Source organism: Erythrobacter sp. S158, assembly GCF_057364915.1.
In genome coordinates, this window is sequence record NZ_CP200279.1 from 166384 (window position 1) to 181561 (window position 15178).

At 59.4% G+C, this 15178-nt stretch carries 17 protein-coding genes and 2 tRNA genes; 13 read left to right on the plus strand and 6 right to left on the minus strand.

Annotated features, from left to right (window positions below; translation table 11 throughout):
* Nucleotides 1-208: 208 nt before the first annotated feature.
* From AC0V6T_RS00870 to AC0V6T_RS00900, 7 genes are all read left to right on the plus strand, one after another.
* Nucleotides 209-1408 (plus strand): LL-diaminopimelate aminotransferase, encoded by a 1200-nt coding sequence (locus AC0V6T_RS00870; protein WP_007165259.1) that lies wholly within the window; start codon nt 209-211, stop codon nt 1406-1408.
* A 108-nt stretch (nt 1409-1516) separates the two neighbouring features.
* Nucleotides 1517-2125 carry a LuxR C-terminal-related transcriptional regulator gene (locus AC0V6T_RS00875; protein WP_486123490.1) on the plus strand — a complete coding sequence of 203 codons (609 nt, stop codon included), beginning with the start codon at nt 1517-1519 and terminating at the stop codon, nt 2123-2125.
* Nucleotides 2126-2156: 31 nt separating this feature from the next.
* Nucleotides 2157-2510: a hypothetical protein gene (locus AC0V6T_RS00880; RefSeq protein ID WP_486123492.1), complete on the plus strand. Its 354-nt coding sequence runs from the start codon at nt 2157-2159 to the stop codon at nt 2508-2510.
* Nucleotides 2511-2523: 13 nt separating this feature from the next.
* Complete coding sequence (locus tag AC0V6T_RS00885) at nt 2524-3096, plus strand: hypothetical protein (RefSeq protein WP_486123494.1); 573 nt, start codon at nt 2524-2526, stop codon at nt 3094-3096.
* The gene (locus AC0V6T_RS00890; protein ID WP_486123496.1) at nt 3093-3515 is read left to right on the plus strand and encodes a JAB domain-containing protein; all 423 of its coding nucleotides are present in this window, start codon (nt 3093-3095) and stop codon (nt 3513-3515) included. Before AC0V6T_RS00885 ends, AC0V6T_RS00890 begins: the two co-directional genes overlap by 4 nt.
* Nucleotides 3512-3901, plus strand: a complete 390-nt coding sequence (locus tag AC0V6T_RS00895; RefSeq protein ID WP_486123498.1) for a winged helix-turn-helix domain-containing protein — start codon at nt 3512-3514, stop codon at nt 3899-3901. Before AC0V6T_RS00890 ends, AC0V6T_RS00895 begins: the two co-directional genes overlap by 4 nt.
* Nucleotides 3902-3993: 92 nt before the next feature.
* The gene (locus AC0V6T_RS00900; RefSeq protein ID WP_486123500.1) at nt 3994-4845 is read left to right on the plus strand and encodes a crotonase/enoyl-CoA hydratase family protein; all 852 of its coding nucleotides are present in this window, start codon (nt 3994-3996) and stop codon (nt 4843-4845) included.
* Between the two features lie 9 nt (nt 4846-4854).
* Here AC0V6T_RS00900 and AC0V6T_RS00905 read toward each other — a convergent pair whose 3' ends face one another.
* Nucleotides 4855-5634, minus strand: a complete 780-nt coding sequence (locus AC0V6T_RS00905; protein WP_486123502.1) for an acyl-CoA thioesterase — start codon at nt 5632-5634, stop codon at nt 4855-4857.
* A gap of 154 nt (nt 5635-5788) precedes the next feature.
* Between AC0V6T_RS00905 and AC0V6T_RS00910 the strand changes: the two genes are divergently transcribed.
* Nucleotides 5789-5862, plus strand: a tRNA-Cys gene (locus AC0V6T_RS00910).
* Nucleotides 5863-5883: 21 nt separating this feature from the next.
* Nucleotides 5884-5959: transfer RNA gene (locus AC0V6T_RS00915), tRNA-Thr, on the plus strand.
* A gap of 458 nt (nt 5960-6417) precedes the next feature.
* On the opposite strand, the gene AC0V6T_RS00920 is transcribed toward AC0V6T_RS00915, so the two are convergent.
* Genes AC0V6T_RS00920 through AC0V6T_RS00930 form a run of 3 tightly spaced genes read right to left on the minus strand, consistent with a single transcriptional unit; the run spans nt 6418 to nt 9792 of the window.
* Entirely contained in the window at nt 6418-7863 is a 1446-nt protein-coding gene (locus AC0V6T_RS00920) for a sensor histidine kinase (protein ID WP_486123504.1), read from the minus strand.
* A gap of 55 nt (nt 7864-7918) precedes the next feature.
* Nucleotides 7919-8986, minus strand: a complete 1068-nt coding sequence (locus AC0V6T_RS00925) for a sensor histidine kinase (RefSeq protein WP_486123506.1) — start codon at nt 8984-8986, stop codon at nt 7919-7921.
* A gap of 29 nt (nt 8987-9015) precedes the next feature.
* Nucleotides 9016-9792: a response regulator gene (locus tag AC0V6T_RS00930; RefSeq protein WP_007165246.1), complete on the minus strand. Its 777-nt coding sequence runs from the start codon at nt 9790-9792 to the stop codon at nt 9016-9018.
* Nucleotides 9793-9910: 118 nt separating this feature from the next.
* Between AC0V6T_RS00930 and AC0V6T_RS00935 the strand changes: the two genes are divergently transcribed.
* Nucleotides 9911-10144 (plus strand): NepR family anti-sigma factor, encoded by a 234-nt coding sequence (locus AC0V6T_RS00935; RefSeq protein WP_486123508.1) that lies wholly within the window; start codon nt 9911-9913, stop codon nt 10142-10144.
* Complete coding sequence (locus AC0V6T_RS00940) at nt 10144-10698, plus strand: sigma-70 family RNA polymerase sigma factor (protein WP_486123510.1); 555 nt, start codon at nt 10144-10146, stop codon at nt 10696-10698. Before AC0V6T_RS00935 ends, AC0V6T_RS00940 begins: the two co-directional genes overlap by 1 nt.
* A gap of 138 nt (nt 10699-10836) precedes the next feature.
* Here the strand turns inward: AC0V6T_RS00940 and AC0V6T_RS00945 are convergent, their stop codons facing one another.
* Nucleotides 10837-11583 (minus strand): MauE/DoxX family redox-associated membrane protein, encoded by a 747-nt coding sequence (locus AC0V6T_RS00945; RefSeq protein WP_486123512.1) that lies wholly within the window; start codon nt 11581-11583, stop codon nt 10837-10839.
* 14 nt (nt 11584-11597) lie between these two features.
* A complete protein-coding gene (locus tag AC0V6T_RS00950) occupies nt 11598-11864 on the minus strand; it encodes a metal-sensitive transcriptional regulator (RefSeq protein WP_040464408.1) in 267 nt (88 codons plus the stop codon).
* A gap of 76 nt (nt 11865-11940) precedes the next feature.
* On the opposite strand from AC0V6T_RS00950, the gene AC0V6T_RS00955 reads away from it, so the two are divergent.
* Together AC0V6T_RS00955 and AC0V6T_RS00960 are read left to right on the plus strand one after the other, a co-directional pair.
* A complete protein-coding gene (locus tag AC0V6T_RS00955) occupies nt 11941-13647 on the plus strand; it encodes a copper resistance system multicopper oxidase (protein ID WP_486123514.1) in 1707 nt (568 codons plus the stop codon).
* Nucleotides 13647-14804, plus strand: a complete 1158-nt coding sequence (locus tag AC0V6T_RS00960; RefSeq protein ID WP_486123516.1) for a copper resistance protein B — start codon at nt 13647-13649, stop codon at nt 14802-14804. Before AC0V6T_RS00955 ends, AC0V6T_RS00960 begins: the two co-directional genes overlap by 1 nt.
* The last annotated feature ends 374 nt before the right edge of the window (nt 14805-15178 follow it).

Here is a 15178-nt window from a genome sequence, read left to right on the forward strand (position 1 = left end):
GCCATCCTTGTGACGTTGTCGGTCTGTCCCGGTCCCTTGCCCCAAACAGATTGGCGTGTGTGGCAATCCGGTCTGCATTCGTCGAGATTTCAATGCCTAGCCGAAACGGCCCTTCACTTCGATAGCTAATGCCTTAGGATTGTGTAACCCGATGGTCGCATTGACGCGTCAATCGGGCATTTCAGGTTGCACCAGCCAAGGGCAAGAGATGGACGAACAATTCTACCGCATGAAGCGGCTGCCGCCTTATGTCATCGCAGAAGTGAATGCGATGCGGCACGCGGCGCGCCAGGCGGGTCAGGACATCATCGACCTTGGCATGGGCAACCCCGACCAGCCACCTCCGCAGCACGTGATCGACAAGCTGTGCGAAGTCGCGATGAAGCCCGATGCGCATGGCTATTCTCAGTCCAAAGGCATTCCTGGATTGCGGCGCGCTCAGGCGAACTATTACGGACGCCGCTTCGGGGTCGATCTCGATCCCGAAAACGAAGTCGTTGTGACGATGGGCTCGAAAGAGGGCCTCGGGAGCCTCGCCAATGCGATCACCGCTCCCGGCGATGTCGTTCTGGCGCCCAACCCGTCATACCCGATCCACACATTCGGCTTCATCATTGCGGGCGCAACCATTCGCTCGATTCCTACGACGCCTGACGAGGAATATTGGCGCTCGCTCGAAAGTGCGATGAATTTCACCGTACCCCGGCCAAGCGTGCTGGTGGTGAGCTATCCTTCCAACCCTACAGCCGAGACGGTCGACCTCGCTTTTTACGAGCGGTTGGTCGCGTGGGCGAAAGAGAATCAGGTCTGGGTCCTGTCCGATCTTGCCTATTCCGAGCTCTATTATGACGGCGTGCCGACGCCCTCGATCATGCAGGTTGACGGGGCAAAGGACATCGCGGTCGAGTTCACCAGCATGAGCAAGACTTATTCGATGGCCGGATGGCGGATGGGATTTGCGGTAGGAAACAAGCAACTAATCGCCGCGCTAACACGCGTGAAGTCTTATCTCGATTACGGCGCGTTCACACCGATCCAGGCGGCAGCCTGCGCTGCGCTCAACGGACCGCAGGACATTGTCGAAAGCAACCGCGACCTGTATCGTAAGCGCCGTGACGTGATGGTTGAGGCGTTCGGCCGTGCGGGTTGGGATATTCCATCTCCGGCGGCCTCGATGTTTGCTTGGGCGCCTCTACCTCCTGCTTTGAAGGAGATGGGGAGCCTTGAATTTTCAAAGCAATTGCTGACCGAGGCGCAGGTCGCGGTCGCTCCCGGTGTCGGATATGGTGAGAAAGGCGAGGGCTATGTCCGCATTGCGATGGTCGAGAACGAGCAGCGATTGAGACAGGCGGCTCGCAACATCAAGCGATACCTCGCGTCGGCTGGAGTGAACACTTCAGCGGCATGATGTGATTATTCAAGTGCTTGATAGGTTGATGTGTAAGGGGCGGAACTAACAAGCGAAACGATCTGTTGTCTTAGTGAGTACCCGATGAATAAACAGGTGGAGACTCCCATGCCTAGCCCAGCAGCGCGATCGCTCACCGAGCGGCAGCGTGCGGTTATGGAAATGATAGACAGGCGCGCCTCGATTAAGGTTATCGCGCAGGAGCTTGGGGTATCCGAAACCCGAATCAACCAGCATATCCGGGCACTTAAGGACATCTATGAGGCCGAAAGCCTCGGCGAACTGGTCGAGTGCTATCGGGCGGACAATGCCGAAATTTACGATGCAGAAGGTTCGGGCTCGCAAGAAAATGCCAAGCAAACTGAAGGGGTTACGTCAAAAGAGAACCCCTACAGCGATCCTGCATACAAGAATAATCAGGTCCCCAATCCCGACCTGATCGCCAATACCCATTCAGGCAACGACCCGGGCGAGCTCGTGATGAGCGACGTTCTCCCGCTGGAGGAACAGGCCCCATGGCTAAGGCCTGGCGAACCAAGGGTTGTTGCCCGGGCGCTCGACGGCGAACACGCTGTTCTCTATCGCCTCGCAGCAATCGTGGGTATCGCATTCGGCTTTCTTGCCGCAGTGGTTCTCACTGTCACCGCAGCGGTGACGCTTAGCGATGCTTTGGAAGGACGCGCGACCGTCCCGGTCGATGAACGAGGGTTTTCCTGACGAGCACAGGGGCCTGTTTGGAGATCCTCCCATGTCCGACCGTATCCTCAGCGACGCTCACAATATCCGCAAACTAATCCGCGAAGCCGAAGCGCTGGCAGACGAATCCATGATCGCATGCGCTCGCCTGAAGCAGGCAATGCTTGCCGCACGTCAGAACCCAGAAGTCGAAGTCGTCGAAGGCCAGCGCGCGCTGATGCGTCTGAGCCAGGCGGAAAGCCAAGCGCTCGCCATGTCGACCACTCTGCTGCGCGTCCACGACGAGCTTAGCAAGATCGGCCGCGAAAAGATGGGCGGCGACAACGGAGCTGATACCATCATTCCCAATGAAGCGCTGACGCTTGATGCGCCGGTAGCCGATACGCGTGTGCCCGCCGACACGTGATTGATCTGCCGCGATGATTGAACTCCTGACAGACGGTGAGGTGCGGGGCACCTTGCAGACGATCCTCGCGATACTTGTCTGCGGGGCCGCCTTCTTCCTTGGCGGAAAGCCCGAGCGGATCATCGCGGCAACATGGCTTATCTGTTTTGACGGGCTGCCGTGGCTGAAAGCCTGGCTGACCGGAGAAAGCATGCAATTGGTCGGCGTGGACGAGTTCGCGGCGGCGATGGACCTGCTCGCAGGAGCCATCTTCGTCGCTGTCGCACTCTACGCTAACCGCAACTATCCCCTTTGGATTGCAGGCATGCAGGTTTTGGCGATCACCGCTCACATGGCGCGCGGCTTCAGCGAAATAATCTCGCCGATCGCATACACGGTGTTGGTGGTCGTGCCTGGCTGGTTTCAGTTGGTGTTCCTCGCGATCGGACTGTTCCGACATATCCGGCGCGAGCAGCTTTACGGTCGATATCGCGATTGGCGCGTCATGGGCGGTCGTCCGCCGACAAATCTGCCGTTCGATACGTCAGGCGCTTCTACGGGTTCGCTCCTTCCGGGGCAGACTTCTTGGCGGGATGAGCTTAAATGATCCAGCAGATCCTCAGGCCGCTTGAACAACGCCGGGCGACCTATCCAAGACAGCAGCGCGAGCTTGTCGAACTGCTACGGGCCATGGTGGTCGGTCCTTCGGGGAGATGCGAGCGGATGCATGCCTTGTTTGTCGACAACACACGATCCTATCTCGGCGATACGCCGATCGGTTCGGGCGCAGCGGGAAGCCTTTCGATGCGCATTCGCGAGCTGTTTCAGGCCGCGCTCAGCGTCGATGCGCACGGCATAATCCTCGCTCACAATCATCCGTCCGGTTTATGCCGACCCAGCGCGTATGACGTAGAGGCGACCCGGAAGCTGAAAGCCATTGCGCAAACGCTCGATATCGAGCTGCTCGACCATCTTATTTTTACGACAAGCGCGGTCTATTCGATGCGCGCAGGGGGTCAATTATGAAGAATTCCGCCGTCAGGCGCCGGTTTCCGGACAGCGCTTTGCTCATCCCGCGATTTCGCGAGTTGGGCGATCTGACACTCGACCTTTTCCACCGCGACGGGCGGGTGGACGATCGCTGGCTTGGCTTTCATCCCCGCGAATTCGAATTGGTCTGGCGACTGGCTGACACGCCGGGCGAACCGGTGACAAAGCGACAACTGCTTGCCGAGGTATGGCGACTGAACTTCGAGCCTGCCACTAACAGCGTGGCTGTCCACGTTGCACGGGTCCGGAGCAAGCTCCTCGCGGTTGAACTCGGCGGACTTCTGGTGACCCATCCTGAGGGTGGGTACTATCTCGATTGCCCCGCAACACCGGAAACCTTCAAGCGCGAAAACCAGGCGTAAAGAGCGCCAGATTGTCCCGTTTCAGCTGGACAGCGCGTGTCCGTTGCTCCACTTTCGCGACATTATTTTGAAGACACATGCGAGGGAATCCGATGTCGCAAATCGAGGCCGAAAGCCAAGTCCAGACCAAGGCACCGACAAAGCCAGAGAACGACCGCGTGTCGATCGACATCGGCGAGGATGGGGTAGCGCAGGTCCGCTTGACCCGCCCGGACAAGATGAACGCCCTCGACCCGGAAATGTTCGCCGCGATCATCGAGGCCGGAGAGTATCTGGCGAAAGCCAGGGGTGTTCGCGCAGTTGTCCTGTCGGGCGAGGGCCGCGCCTTTTGCGCAGGGCTTGATACATCACGCTTTTCGCAGGCGCCTGACGAGAACGAGCCAACGCTGCTCGAGCGCACGAACGGCAATTCCAACCGCCCGCAATATGCAGCGATGGTCTGGCGCAAAGTGCCCGTTCCCGTGATCGCTGCGCTTCACGGCGTGTGCTTCGGCGGTGGTCTCCAGATCGCAAGCGGTGCGGATATTCGCATCGCTCATCCCGATACGCGTATGGCGATCATGGAATTGAAATGGGGCCTCGTGCCCGACATGGGCGGCTATGCCCTGTGGCGCGGCCTCGTGCGTGACGATGTGCTTCGCGAGCTCGTCTACACCAACCGCGAGCTCAACGGCGCAGAGGCGCACACGCTCGGCCTTGCGACCTATGTCGACAATGACCCGCACCGCCGCGCGACCGAAATCGCGACTGAAATCGCCAATCGCAACCCGCACGCCATTCGCGGCGCCAAGCGGCTTCACGCGGTGATGCAGGAAGCAGACACCGACGAGATCCTGATGGAGGAAAGCGTCGAGCAGCACTCGATCATCCGCAGCCCGAACCAGATCGAAGCGGTCATGGCCGCGCTGCAAAAGCGCAAACCCGATTTCAGCGACGTAGAGTAGGCGCGCGCCTCAACCGAAAACCGCGACGCATTGGAGGCCGTCAAGCACTTGGCGGCCTTCGCCATCCCACATCCTCAAACGCTCCGACGAATAGCCGGCATCGGCATGCTGGCTCGCATTTTCGGCGAGATACCACCCGTCTTTCGAGCGCGTTTCGGGGTCGAGCACGTTGAATGACCAGTTGATCGAGCTGATCGGGCCCATGCGCTGCATGATGCGCATTGCGCCCGGCGGCATGACGTCGCCCATCAGCACCAGCTTGCTCACTGGATCGAGATCGTGCTCTTCGGTCAGCCGTGCCCAACGCCTGATAGTCGCGCCGTGGTCCTCGCCTTTGGTCTGACCAAATCGGATTTCGAAATTGTTCTGGATGAAGGACGGCCCCTGACCCTTCATCGCCTGTGCAGCGTCTTCGGGCGGGCCGGGCCAGTTCTTCGGCGCATCCGCCTCGCGGCGCGCATTGGGGTCGCGGCCCTCTGCAAATAGCCAGAACGCAGTGAGAGCCACGCCTTTTTCGTTGCGAACCTCGCTGCGCACTTGAGTTACATTGCGCCCTTGGCGAACGATCTCGGCCGAAAGCTCGATCTCTTCGCCAACCGGAGCCACGAACCCAATCTGCGCTGCGCGAAGCGGAGGCAGATCGGGGAAAGCGCGAACAGCCGCCGTGTAGCCAACCAGCGCCGATGCGCCGCCATAAAGCGTTCGCCCCTGCATCCAGTCGCTTGCATGTTCGAGCCGGGCTGGGCCAGGCTTGCCGGTGATCGGTTCAAGAAGGCTTGCAATGGTCATGGCACGCCCCTGTGCCCAATGCGACCCCGCCGGTCCAGAGTGACGTTGCGTAACCCACTGGCAGCACAATTGCGCGGCTGAAGCGAATGATTGCATTGCCTTTCGCGCGCCGAATTGTTAGTGCGCCGCTTCCGCCCTCAAAACGGGGCGGCTCGGCCCGATGGCGGAGTGGTTACGCAGAGGACTGCAAATCCTTGCACGCCGGTTCGATTCCGGCTCGGGCCTCCACCTTCTCAGCAATGAGAATGTGCCGCTTTAGCTCAGTTGGTAGAGCACATCATTCGTAATGATGGGGTCACGTGTTCGAGTCACGTAAGCGGCACCAGCACTTTCAGCTTCGTTTTCATCGACCTTTTGGCGAGAGTGCCTTGGGCCTCGCTTGGTTCGGTTTTGAGCCGGGGCGGTCGGTCCTCTTTTTGCCATTGGGGGTCGCGAAGCCGCTATTTCGCTTCCGGCCCAAATCAGGCCGCAGCGCAGTAGCCTTCCCAACTCCCCAAGTGCTGATTTGAAATTGCCTTATGCGATCAGAGAAGCCTCCCGAGAGATGGGAGCGATAAAAGCGCTCAAGCGAAGGGGTACCCTCGCGCCAATGACAGCGGATGTACTTCGCACGTTCTGCCTCAATTGACATTCAGTGCCGATAATGCGCCAAAGCCAAGTTTACGAAGCTAGCCAGGCGCTTCGACTTTAGCAGCTAGGCCTCATTCGACCCTGCTATTCGAGGTATCTGCCAGGTGAATTGCCGCTCTGCTCACGGTATTCCAGCCGCAACCATGCGCTCGTTCAGCTTTTGCGGTCGCTTGGAACCGGAAAGCTGCAACGCACTTTAAAGATCATGTCGTCCTCGTGCGAGACGATCTCGCCGCCCAATTGCTGGGCAAAGGCATGAATAAGATCGCTGCCAACCCCTTCGGACACGATCTTGGTGAAGCGGACTTCAGCAATCGGGTTTTCCACCCTCAGATGTACCGTCTCACCTTCCTGGGCGAGCGTGACGGTGATTTCGCAATCCTGGTCATGCGACATCCCGTATTTGACGGCGTTCGTGAGCAATTCGTTGAGCGTCAGCGCAAGCGAAACGGCAAAGCGCGAAGGCAGCGCGATCGACTGTGTTGTCACGCTGATCTTGCAACCGTTCTCATCGCCTTCAATGGTCCGGGCAAAACTGTTCGCAAAGCGTTTGAGCAGGTCGCCTGCATCAACGTATTCAACGCCCGTATCCGCGTGCAGTTCGCCGTGAACATCCGAGATTGCCATGATGCGATTGGCAGAGGCCTTGAGAGCTTCCTGGGCCTCGTCGCTCTTGGTCGCACCGATCTGGTAGGACAGCATCGCTGCTGCAATCGCGAGCGAGTTCTTGATCCGGTGGTTGCTCTCGATCACAAGCGCCGCGTTCCGCTGTGACAGGTCTTCCATCCGAGCGCGGGCTTCTTCGACGTCGGTCATGTCGATGAAGGCGCCGAACAGCTTGAGCTTTCCATCGACCGGATCGCGCTCGATCCCGGCGCGCACGCGAATGAACCGATGGCCCGAAGTTTCGGGTATGACGACCCTGTAATCGAAGGCCGCACTCGTCCCGGCTCCGCCGGCCATAGCGCGCTCGACCTCGGCCTGCACTGCAGGCAGATCATCGGGCATGATGCGGTCGAAAAAGGGTGTTGCGGTTGGTCCGGCCTCGTCGGGTTCGAAGCCGAACATCTCGTCGATTGCGCTGTTCCTCACGAACCGGTCATTTCGCGGATCGTAAGAGAAGAAGGACAGGCCCGAGGCTTCCTCGGCTGCTATCCTCACCGCATCGGTGAGGCGGCGTTGTCGCACCCGCTCGGTCACGTCTTCTGACCGCTGAATAATGGCGACGACTTCATCGCCATCGACGACCGGCCACATGACCAGGGACCAGAATCGCGGCTCGTAGACCCCATGCTCGTCAGGCAGATCGTGCTGTTGCTCGGTAATCGCGAAAGGCTCGCGCGTGCGCACCATTTTCGCCACACCATCCTCGATTGCACCTTTGGCGCTGGCTTCATCGGGCTTTTCAGGATTGGGCGCGAACACATCGAACATTCCGCGCCCGACAACCTCTTCGGCGCTACGCCCGGTCATCTGCTCATGAGCGGCGTTGATGTACAGCATGGTTAGGTCGGGCGTGAACAGCACCATTGACGAGGGGCTCTCGTTCAAGAGCATCACGGCTGCTTCGACCACCTTGCTGGAAAGGGCAGTTGTCATTGAATGCCCCTACGGAAAGCTGCCAAAAGGCGCGAGTCAATTCGTCCTAACACCTCTATGCGTCCATGGCGCGAGAGTTGGTCTTGTCCGGCAGGGGGAATTGCACGACCGCTCTCACCCCTTTCTCTTTGGTCTCAAACTGGAATTTGCCGTCGAGACTGTGTGCAAGCACGCCGATGATTTGCGAGCCGAGGCCGGGATGCATCAGCGCGGTATCCGCAATGCCGACGCCGTCATCCTCGACCACCAGTGTCGCGGCATCATCACCGTCTCGCACGAGCGCGGCGCGCACCTCGCCCTTCTCGCAGCCCGGATAGGCAAAACGGGCTGCATTGCCGACCAGTTCTGAAAGGATGATACCGAGCGAAATCGCCTGGTCGACCGAGACGGTCGCTTCGATGCATTCGAATTTCAGGTCGGAAAGCGAGCGTCTGCCAAGGTGATCGCTGCGCAGCTCTCGGGCCAGGCGCGTCAGATAGTCGTCAATCGCGACCGTCCCGACTTTCATCGAGGCATAAAGTCCTTTGTGAACCTGTGCGATTGCGTGAACGCGGTCGGCAAAGTCATCCATCGCGCGATGCGCTTCGCCTGTTGGTAATGCACCGGCCTGCATGTGAGCCATCGACACGACGAGCGCGAGGCTGTTGGCGATGCGATGTTTCATCTCGTCCAGCAGCATGTCGGAGCGCGAACGCGATACGGCCGCCTCTCGCTCCGCGATCATCTTACCGCGCCGCGCACGGTCATGATTAACGCCGCGGCCAAGGATCGCATCGAGCAGGCCAACAAACCCCGGATCAGTCTCTTTGACGAGATAATCCTGCGCCCCGGCTTTCAACGCATCAAGCGCAAGCGAAGCATTGTGCGAGGCAAGCAGGCAGATGACCGGTGGCAGACTGTCGACCTCGCCCAGCGAACCAATCGAGCCTTTCATTACGTCTTCGCTGTCAGCAAGAAGGACAGTATCAAACTCACGATTGGCAAGAAGTTCTGCGGCATCGTCTGAGCTCGCCACATGTGTGACGTCATGTCCGATGCCGCCGAGCTGGCGCGCGATGTCAACTGCCGATGCCTCGTCGGGATCGACATAGAGAACGGACAAGGAACCTGTGCCAGAGGTCATCTGTCAGCTCTCTTGGCTAGCCGCCCTTATCAGGCGTGCTCTGCATCCATCGAAGCCTCGCGGCTCACCAGCAAAGCCTGCATGACCGTTGCCGCGACGTGATCGGGATTAAACGGTTTGGCGATGACGTAGGCCGGTTCAGGACGTTCGCCGGTCAGCAGCTTTTCCGGGAAAGCCGTGATGAAGATGACAGGCACGTCGATTTTCTGCAGGATCTCGTCGACCGCATCAATCCCGCTCGACCCGTCAGCCAGGTTGATGTCGGCAAGGATGAGTTCGGGCTGGACTTGGTCAGCGGCTTCGACCGCCTCGCTCGCCGTGCGGGCGACCGCGGCGACGTCATTGCCCATGTCGACAAGCAGTTGTTTGAGGTGCAGCGCGATCAGCGCCTCGTCCTCGATCACCAGCACGCGTGAAGAAAGCATCGCACTGATCGCTTCTCGCGCTTCGGCAGTAAGGGCGCGCACTTCGCTTTCCTCGATGGCGAGAATGAATGCTGCGTCGTCCGCTTCGAAACCCTCGATCGTGGTCAGCAGCAATGCCTTGCGGGCCTTGTGCGGCAATGCGCCGATTACTGCGCTCGACAGGTCGATTGAGCGCAGGGACGCGTCGGTCCAGAGCTTGTGAAACACGCGGTACAATTCATTTCGCACCGGAAACTCGGTGCGAAACTCGTCGGGCGCGGCAATCATCGCCTGCAGCGTTTCGCGGACAGCGGCATCGCCAGCGGCCTGCGATCCGGTAAGCATTCGTGCGTAGCGGCGGAGGAACGGCAGCTCGCGCGCGACTTCATTCTCAAAGGTCATAATCAGTAAACTCCCTGATGGACCAAGATTGCCCGGTCGGATTTGTTCCCGCTTTTTATGGAACATTTTGCGTCGCGACCCACTTGCATGGGTATGACTATCGAGCAGCTTCATCAAAATGCTGCTCATCCAACCTGATTTTTGCGGTGCTCAAGGCACCGATCTGGAAAGACAAATGAGCTATGCAAGCACGATGACAAACGAGCGCAAACAACGGTCTACGTCATTTGACCCAATTGACGCGGCACTGCGTCAGATGTTCAACGACGTGGAAAAAGAAGAGGTGCCGGATGAATTTTGCGACCTGATCGCAGAGTTCGCCAGCAAACAAACCCGGTCGAGGGAGAGCTGATGGCAGGCACCGTGGAACGTTCTTCGCGACCCGACGGCTTCTCTCAGTTCCAAGAGGATATGGTCGCGCTGGTCCCTTCGTTGCGTGCTTTTGCGCGTGGCCTTTGCCGCAACCGCGATCTTGCGGACGATCTTGCGCAAGAAGCGATGGCTCGCGCATGGTCCGCGCGTGAAACCTATATTCCGGGTTCCAACTTCCGGGCATGGATGTTCACGATCCTGCGCAACGAATTCTACAATTCGCTCCGCAAAACAAAGCGCGAAACAGATCTCGAACCCGAACAGGCCGAGCGCTTACTCATTCAGCAGGCAACGCAAGAAAACGGCATCCACGTCGATGACGTCGAGCGCACCATGGCGCGCCTGCCAGCACATCAGGCAGAGGCCCTGTGGCTCGTTGCCGGGGCTGGAATGTCTTACGATGAGGCAGCGAGTATCATGGACACGAATGTCGGCACGGTCAAAAGCCGCGTCAGCCGAGCACGCGAGACCATGCGGGTGTTCATGGGCGATGTCGAAATGACTTCAGCGACCCAGAAGGCGCTGGCCCCCTGAGCGCAGAGTTCATGGATTAGATCCCTGGAACGATGTTTGCGAGGACTTCAAAATAACTGTCGTTCCCGCAAGGGTCCGAGTTAGTCGCAGATGAGCGAGCGGCTTGTCGAGCAACAAGCCAATTGCAGGCGCGACAGATCATATCGCCAAGGGCTTCACCAGCATCCAAACCGCCATGCCGATCATGAACAGGTTCTCGGTCAGTGAGACAAAGCCCAGCGGCACGTTGCTGTCGCCGCCGACACAAGCGCACTTAAGCTCGCGTTTGTCGATATAGACTGCCTTGAACACGCTCACCGCGCCGATCGTACCGATGAAAAGCGCGACGGGGATCGATACGAAGTTGAGGACCTGCGCGGTCATCAGCACTCCTGCTAATCCCTCTGCAAACGGATAGATATATCCATATGGCACCCAGCGCTTTGCCAGGAGGTCGTAGTTCAAGAACATGGTCGAGAAGCTCTCGACATCGCGCAGCTTCAGATAGGCAAGCGCACACATTGAAAAGCTGACGAACCATTCAGCTGACAGGATCGAGAGCGGCTCACCCGTTGCGACCCACGCTGCACCGAGCGCCATCAACGCCATCATACCGAACAGCGCCGCGACCGGCTGGTATGACGTTCCCTTTTTCTGGACCGGGTTGCCGAAATGCGCTGCGAGGTCGGTGTAGCCGCCTATGCGCTCATCACCGATCCATGTCTGGGGGGTGGTCTTGACCCCGTGCTTGTCCTTGAAAGCGTCGGTCTCTTCGCGCGTGGTGAGGTGGTGGTCGTCAACCTGGTAGCCACGGCTCTCGAGCAACCACTTCGATTTGATACCGTAGGGGCACACATGGTCTTCCATGACCATGCGATAGAGCTTGGCTGTATTTGGCTGTTTCATATCCAGAAAAACGCTTACTTGCGCGTGCGTTCCAAGAGCTCGACCAGTTCCTCGAACTTCTCGCGCTGTTCGACTTCGTCACCGCTTGCGATAGCCTCGGCTACGCAGCACGCGGCGTGGTCCTTGAGCACCTGGCTTTCCACCTTGGCCAAGGCTGACTTGATCGCTGCGATCTGGTGCAGGATGTCCATGCAATAGCGGTCATCCTCGATCATCTGGGCCACACCGCGCACCTGTCCTGCGATGCGGTTCAACCGCTTGATCTTGTCCGTTCCGCTCATCGGATGAAATCCCGTTTACATACTATAGGGGGGTATAGTATCCCGATGTTGAGATTGCAGCAACCCCAAAGCCAGAATGACATTCAACACCTCACGCCGCGCATTTATTTCGAGCACTGCCGCCCTTGCCGCAGCAACTTCACTTCCGATGCCTGCATGGGCGCGAGGTGGTGGTCTTGCGCACGCGAAAAACGGGTTCGGCGAACTTTCGGGGGAGGACATCAATCTCTCGATTGGCGATGCGCATTTCATGACGGGCGGGCGTTCGGGACATGCCTTTGCGGTCAATGGCACGGTTCCTGGCCCGCTCATCCGCTTGCGCGAAGGGCAGGACATTCGGCTCCACGTCACGAATAACCTTGCAGAGGATTCCTCTATCCACTGGCACGGCCTGCTGCTGCCCTTCCAGTTCGACGGCGTTCCCGGTGTCAGCTTTCCAGGCATCAAGCCGGGTGAGACATTCACCTATGAGTTTCCCGTCAGGCAGAACGGCACATATTGGTGGCACTCGCATTCCGGGCTTCAGGAACAGGCTGGGCACTATGGCCCGATCATCATCGAAAGCGCTGACCCCGACCCGCGCTACGACCGCGATTATGTCGTGCTGCTGAGCGAGTTCACGCCGATCCACCCGCATGAGATCATGCGCAAGCTCAAGGTCGGCGAGCACTACTTCAACCGCCAGATGCAGACCGCGAGCGAGGGCGACATGTCTGGCGAAATGCGCCGCATGTGGAGCCAGATGCGCATGAACCCGCGCGACATCTCGGATGTGACAGGCTCGACCTATACCTATCTCATCAACGGCCACGGCCCGGCAGACGACCTTCAGCTCGAGTTTCGACCGGGCGAGAAAGTGCGGCTGCGCGTCATCAATGGCAGCGCGATGAGCTTCTTCAATGTCCGTATCCCCGGCGTGCCGATGACGGTCATCCAGGCCGACGGTAAGGACGTCGACGAGGTCGAGGTGGACGAGTTCCAGATTGGTGTCGCGGAAACCTACGACGTGATCGTCGCGCCATCGGACGGGAGCCACGCCATCGTGGCCGAGGCCATGGATCGCAGCGGCATGGGCGTTGCCAGCCTCACGAGCCACAAGGGCCACATCGCGACGCCTCCGGCCCTGCGCGAGACACCCACGCTGACCATGACCGATATGGGCATGATGGATCATTCCGCCCATGCCGCGATGGGTCACGATATGGGCGGTATGGATCACGAGATGCGCGACACGTCAAAACTGCCCGATGACGTGAAGGTTGGCCCCGGTGTCGACATGGTCGCACCCATGCCAACCGATCGCATGGACTTCCCCGGCCTTGGGCTCGACAATATGCCGCACCGCGTGCTGCGTTACACCGATCTCAAGGCAAAGCGCATGAACCCGCACCGCGAGGTCGATCGCGAGATGGAAATCCATCTCACCGGGAACATGGAGCGCTACATGTGGAGCTTCGATGGCAAGAAGTTCACCAGCGTTACCGATGACCCGATCCGCTTTGGCTATGACGAACGTGTGCGCGTGAAGTTGGTCAACCAGACCATGATGGCGCACCCGATCCACCTTCACGGTCATTTCTTCGAAATGGTGAATGGCGCGGATCACATGCACCAGCCGCTCAAGCACACGATGGTCGTTCAGCCGGGCGGCACGGCGACCTTCGACCTCACCGCGAACGAGCCGGGCGACTGGGCCTTCCACTGCCACCTGCTCTATCACATGCATGCGGGCATGATGCAGGTCGTGACCGTGCGCCCGTTTCCCGAAGGCACGCCGTCCTGATGCGTTTTGTTTTGCTTGCAAGCGCGGCGCTCTTCGCTGCCCCTGTTGCCGCGCAGGATCACTCCGCGCACGGCTCGCACGGGGCGCATCAGCACGCAGCGCAGCCTGAGCCGACGACCGAAGTCGATCATTGCGCCATAGGGCATCTGCCGCCCAAGCAATGCCCTGCGAAAGAGAACGAGGTGCAGAATGGCCAGATGGACCATTCGCAGATGGACCACAGCCAGCATCAACAGGATGCCAAGAGCGATGACGGTGCGGCGGATGATCCCGGTAGGGACCACGGCAGCATGGAACACGGCAGCATGGACCACGCTCAGATGGACCATTCCGCGATGGATCATTCGCAAATGGGGCACGGCCAGCACGGCGGCGCTTCGGTCGATAAAACCGCACCCGGCGCAGCGCCCGAAAGCGCCGTCCCCGAGCGCGCCTTCGACGGCCCGCGCCACGCCGCCGACTCGATCTGGGGAACCGATGCGATGGCTTCCAGCCGTCGCAACCTCGCACGAGAGAATGGCGGCATGCGCACCGGCAGCGTGCTGATCGAGCGGCTCGAAGCGCGCTTTGCTGCCGATGGCGGCGAGGATGGCTATGTCTGGGACGCGCAGGCATTCTATGGCGGCGATATCAACCGCTTTGTCCTCAAGACCGAGGGCGAGGGCGAGTTCGGCGGCGAGCTCGAAGACGCGGAAATTCAGGCGCTCTACAGCCGCGCCATCGGCCCGTTTTTCGATCTTCAGGCCGGCGTGCGCTTTGACCCCGAGCCCGATACGCGCGGCCATCTGGTCGTCGGCATTCAGGGCCTTGCGCCTTACATGTTTCACGTAGACGGGGCGCTGTTCCTTTCAGATCGCGGGGACCTGACAGCGCGCGTTGAGGGCGAATACGACCAGCGCATCACGCAGCGACTGATCTTGCAGCCAAGGCTCAAAGTGGAGCTTGCTGCGCAGGACATTCCCGAGCGCCGCATCGGCGCAGGGCTGACCAAGGTCGAGCCGGGCCTGCGGCTGCGCTATGAGATCGAGCGCGAGTTCGCGCCATATGTCGGTGTCGAATACGAGGCAAAACTGGGCGAGACCGCTGACATTGCTCGCGCAGCCGGTGACGATCCTGACGGCTTCAAGGTGCTGATCGGCGTACGGGCCTGGTTTTAGAGCTCAGCTCCAGTCTGCTTCGCGCCCCATCAACCTCTATTCACGGAATCTCTCTTCGAAAGCTGCATCGAAGAGCGGCTCGGGCCGATCCGAGGCCACGGACGGGCCCGTCAAATCCCGCGATGAGGAAAAATTTTCGTTACAATGCAACCTTTTGGCGCGCTGTGCATATTTCTCTTTGCATCGTTCAATGACCCGCGGTGCCCCCGAACTTAGCCCCCGCCATCCTTAGAGATCGCGGGGGCATTTTTCGTCCTGGCTTCAGGTGTCGTCCTGTGACCAACCCTGCTGGCTCGATCGCGCGATTGCGCGCAGCAAACACCTGTCTTTAAGCCCTTTGAATTATAAGCTAGCTTTACGAGACAGTTACCTTG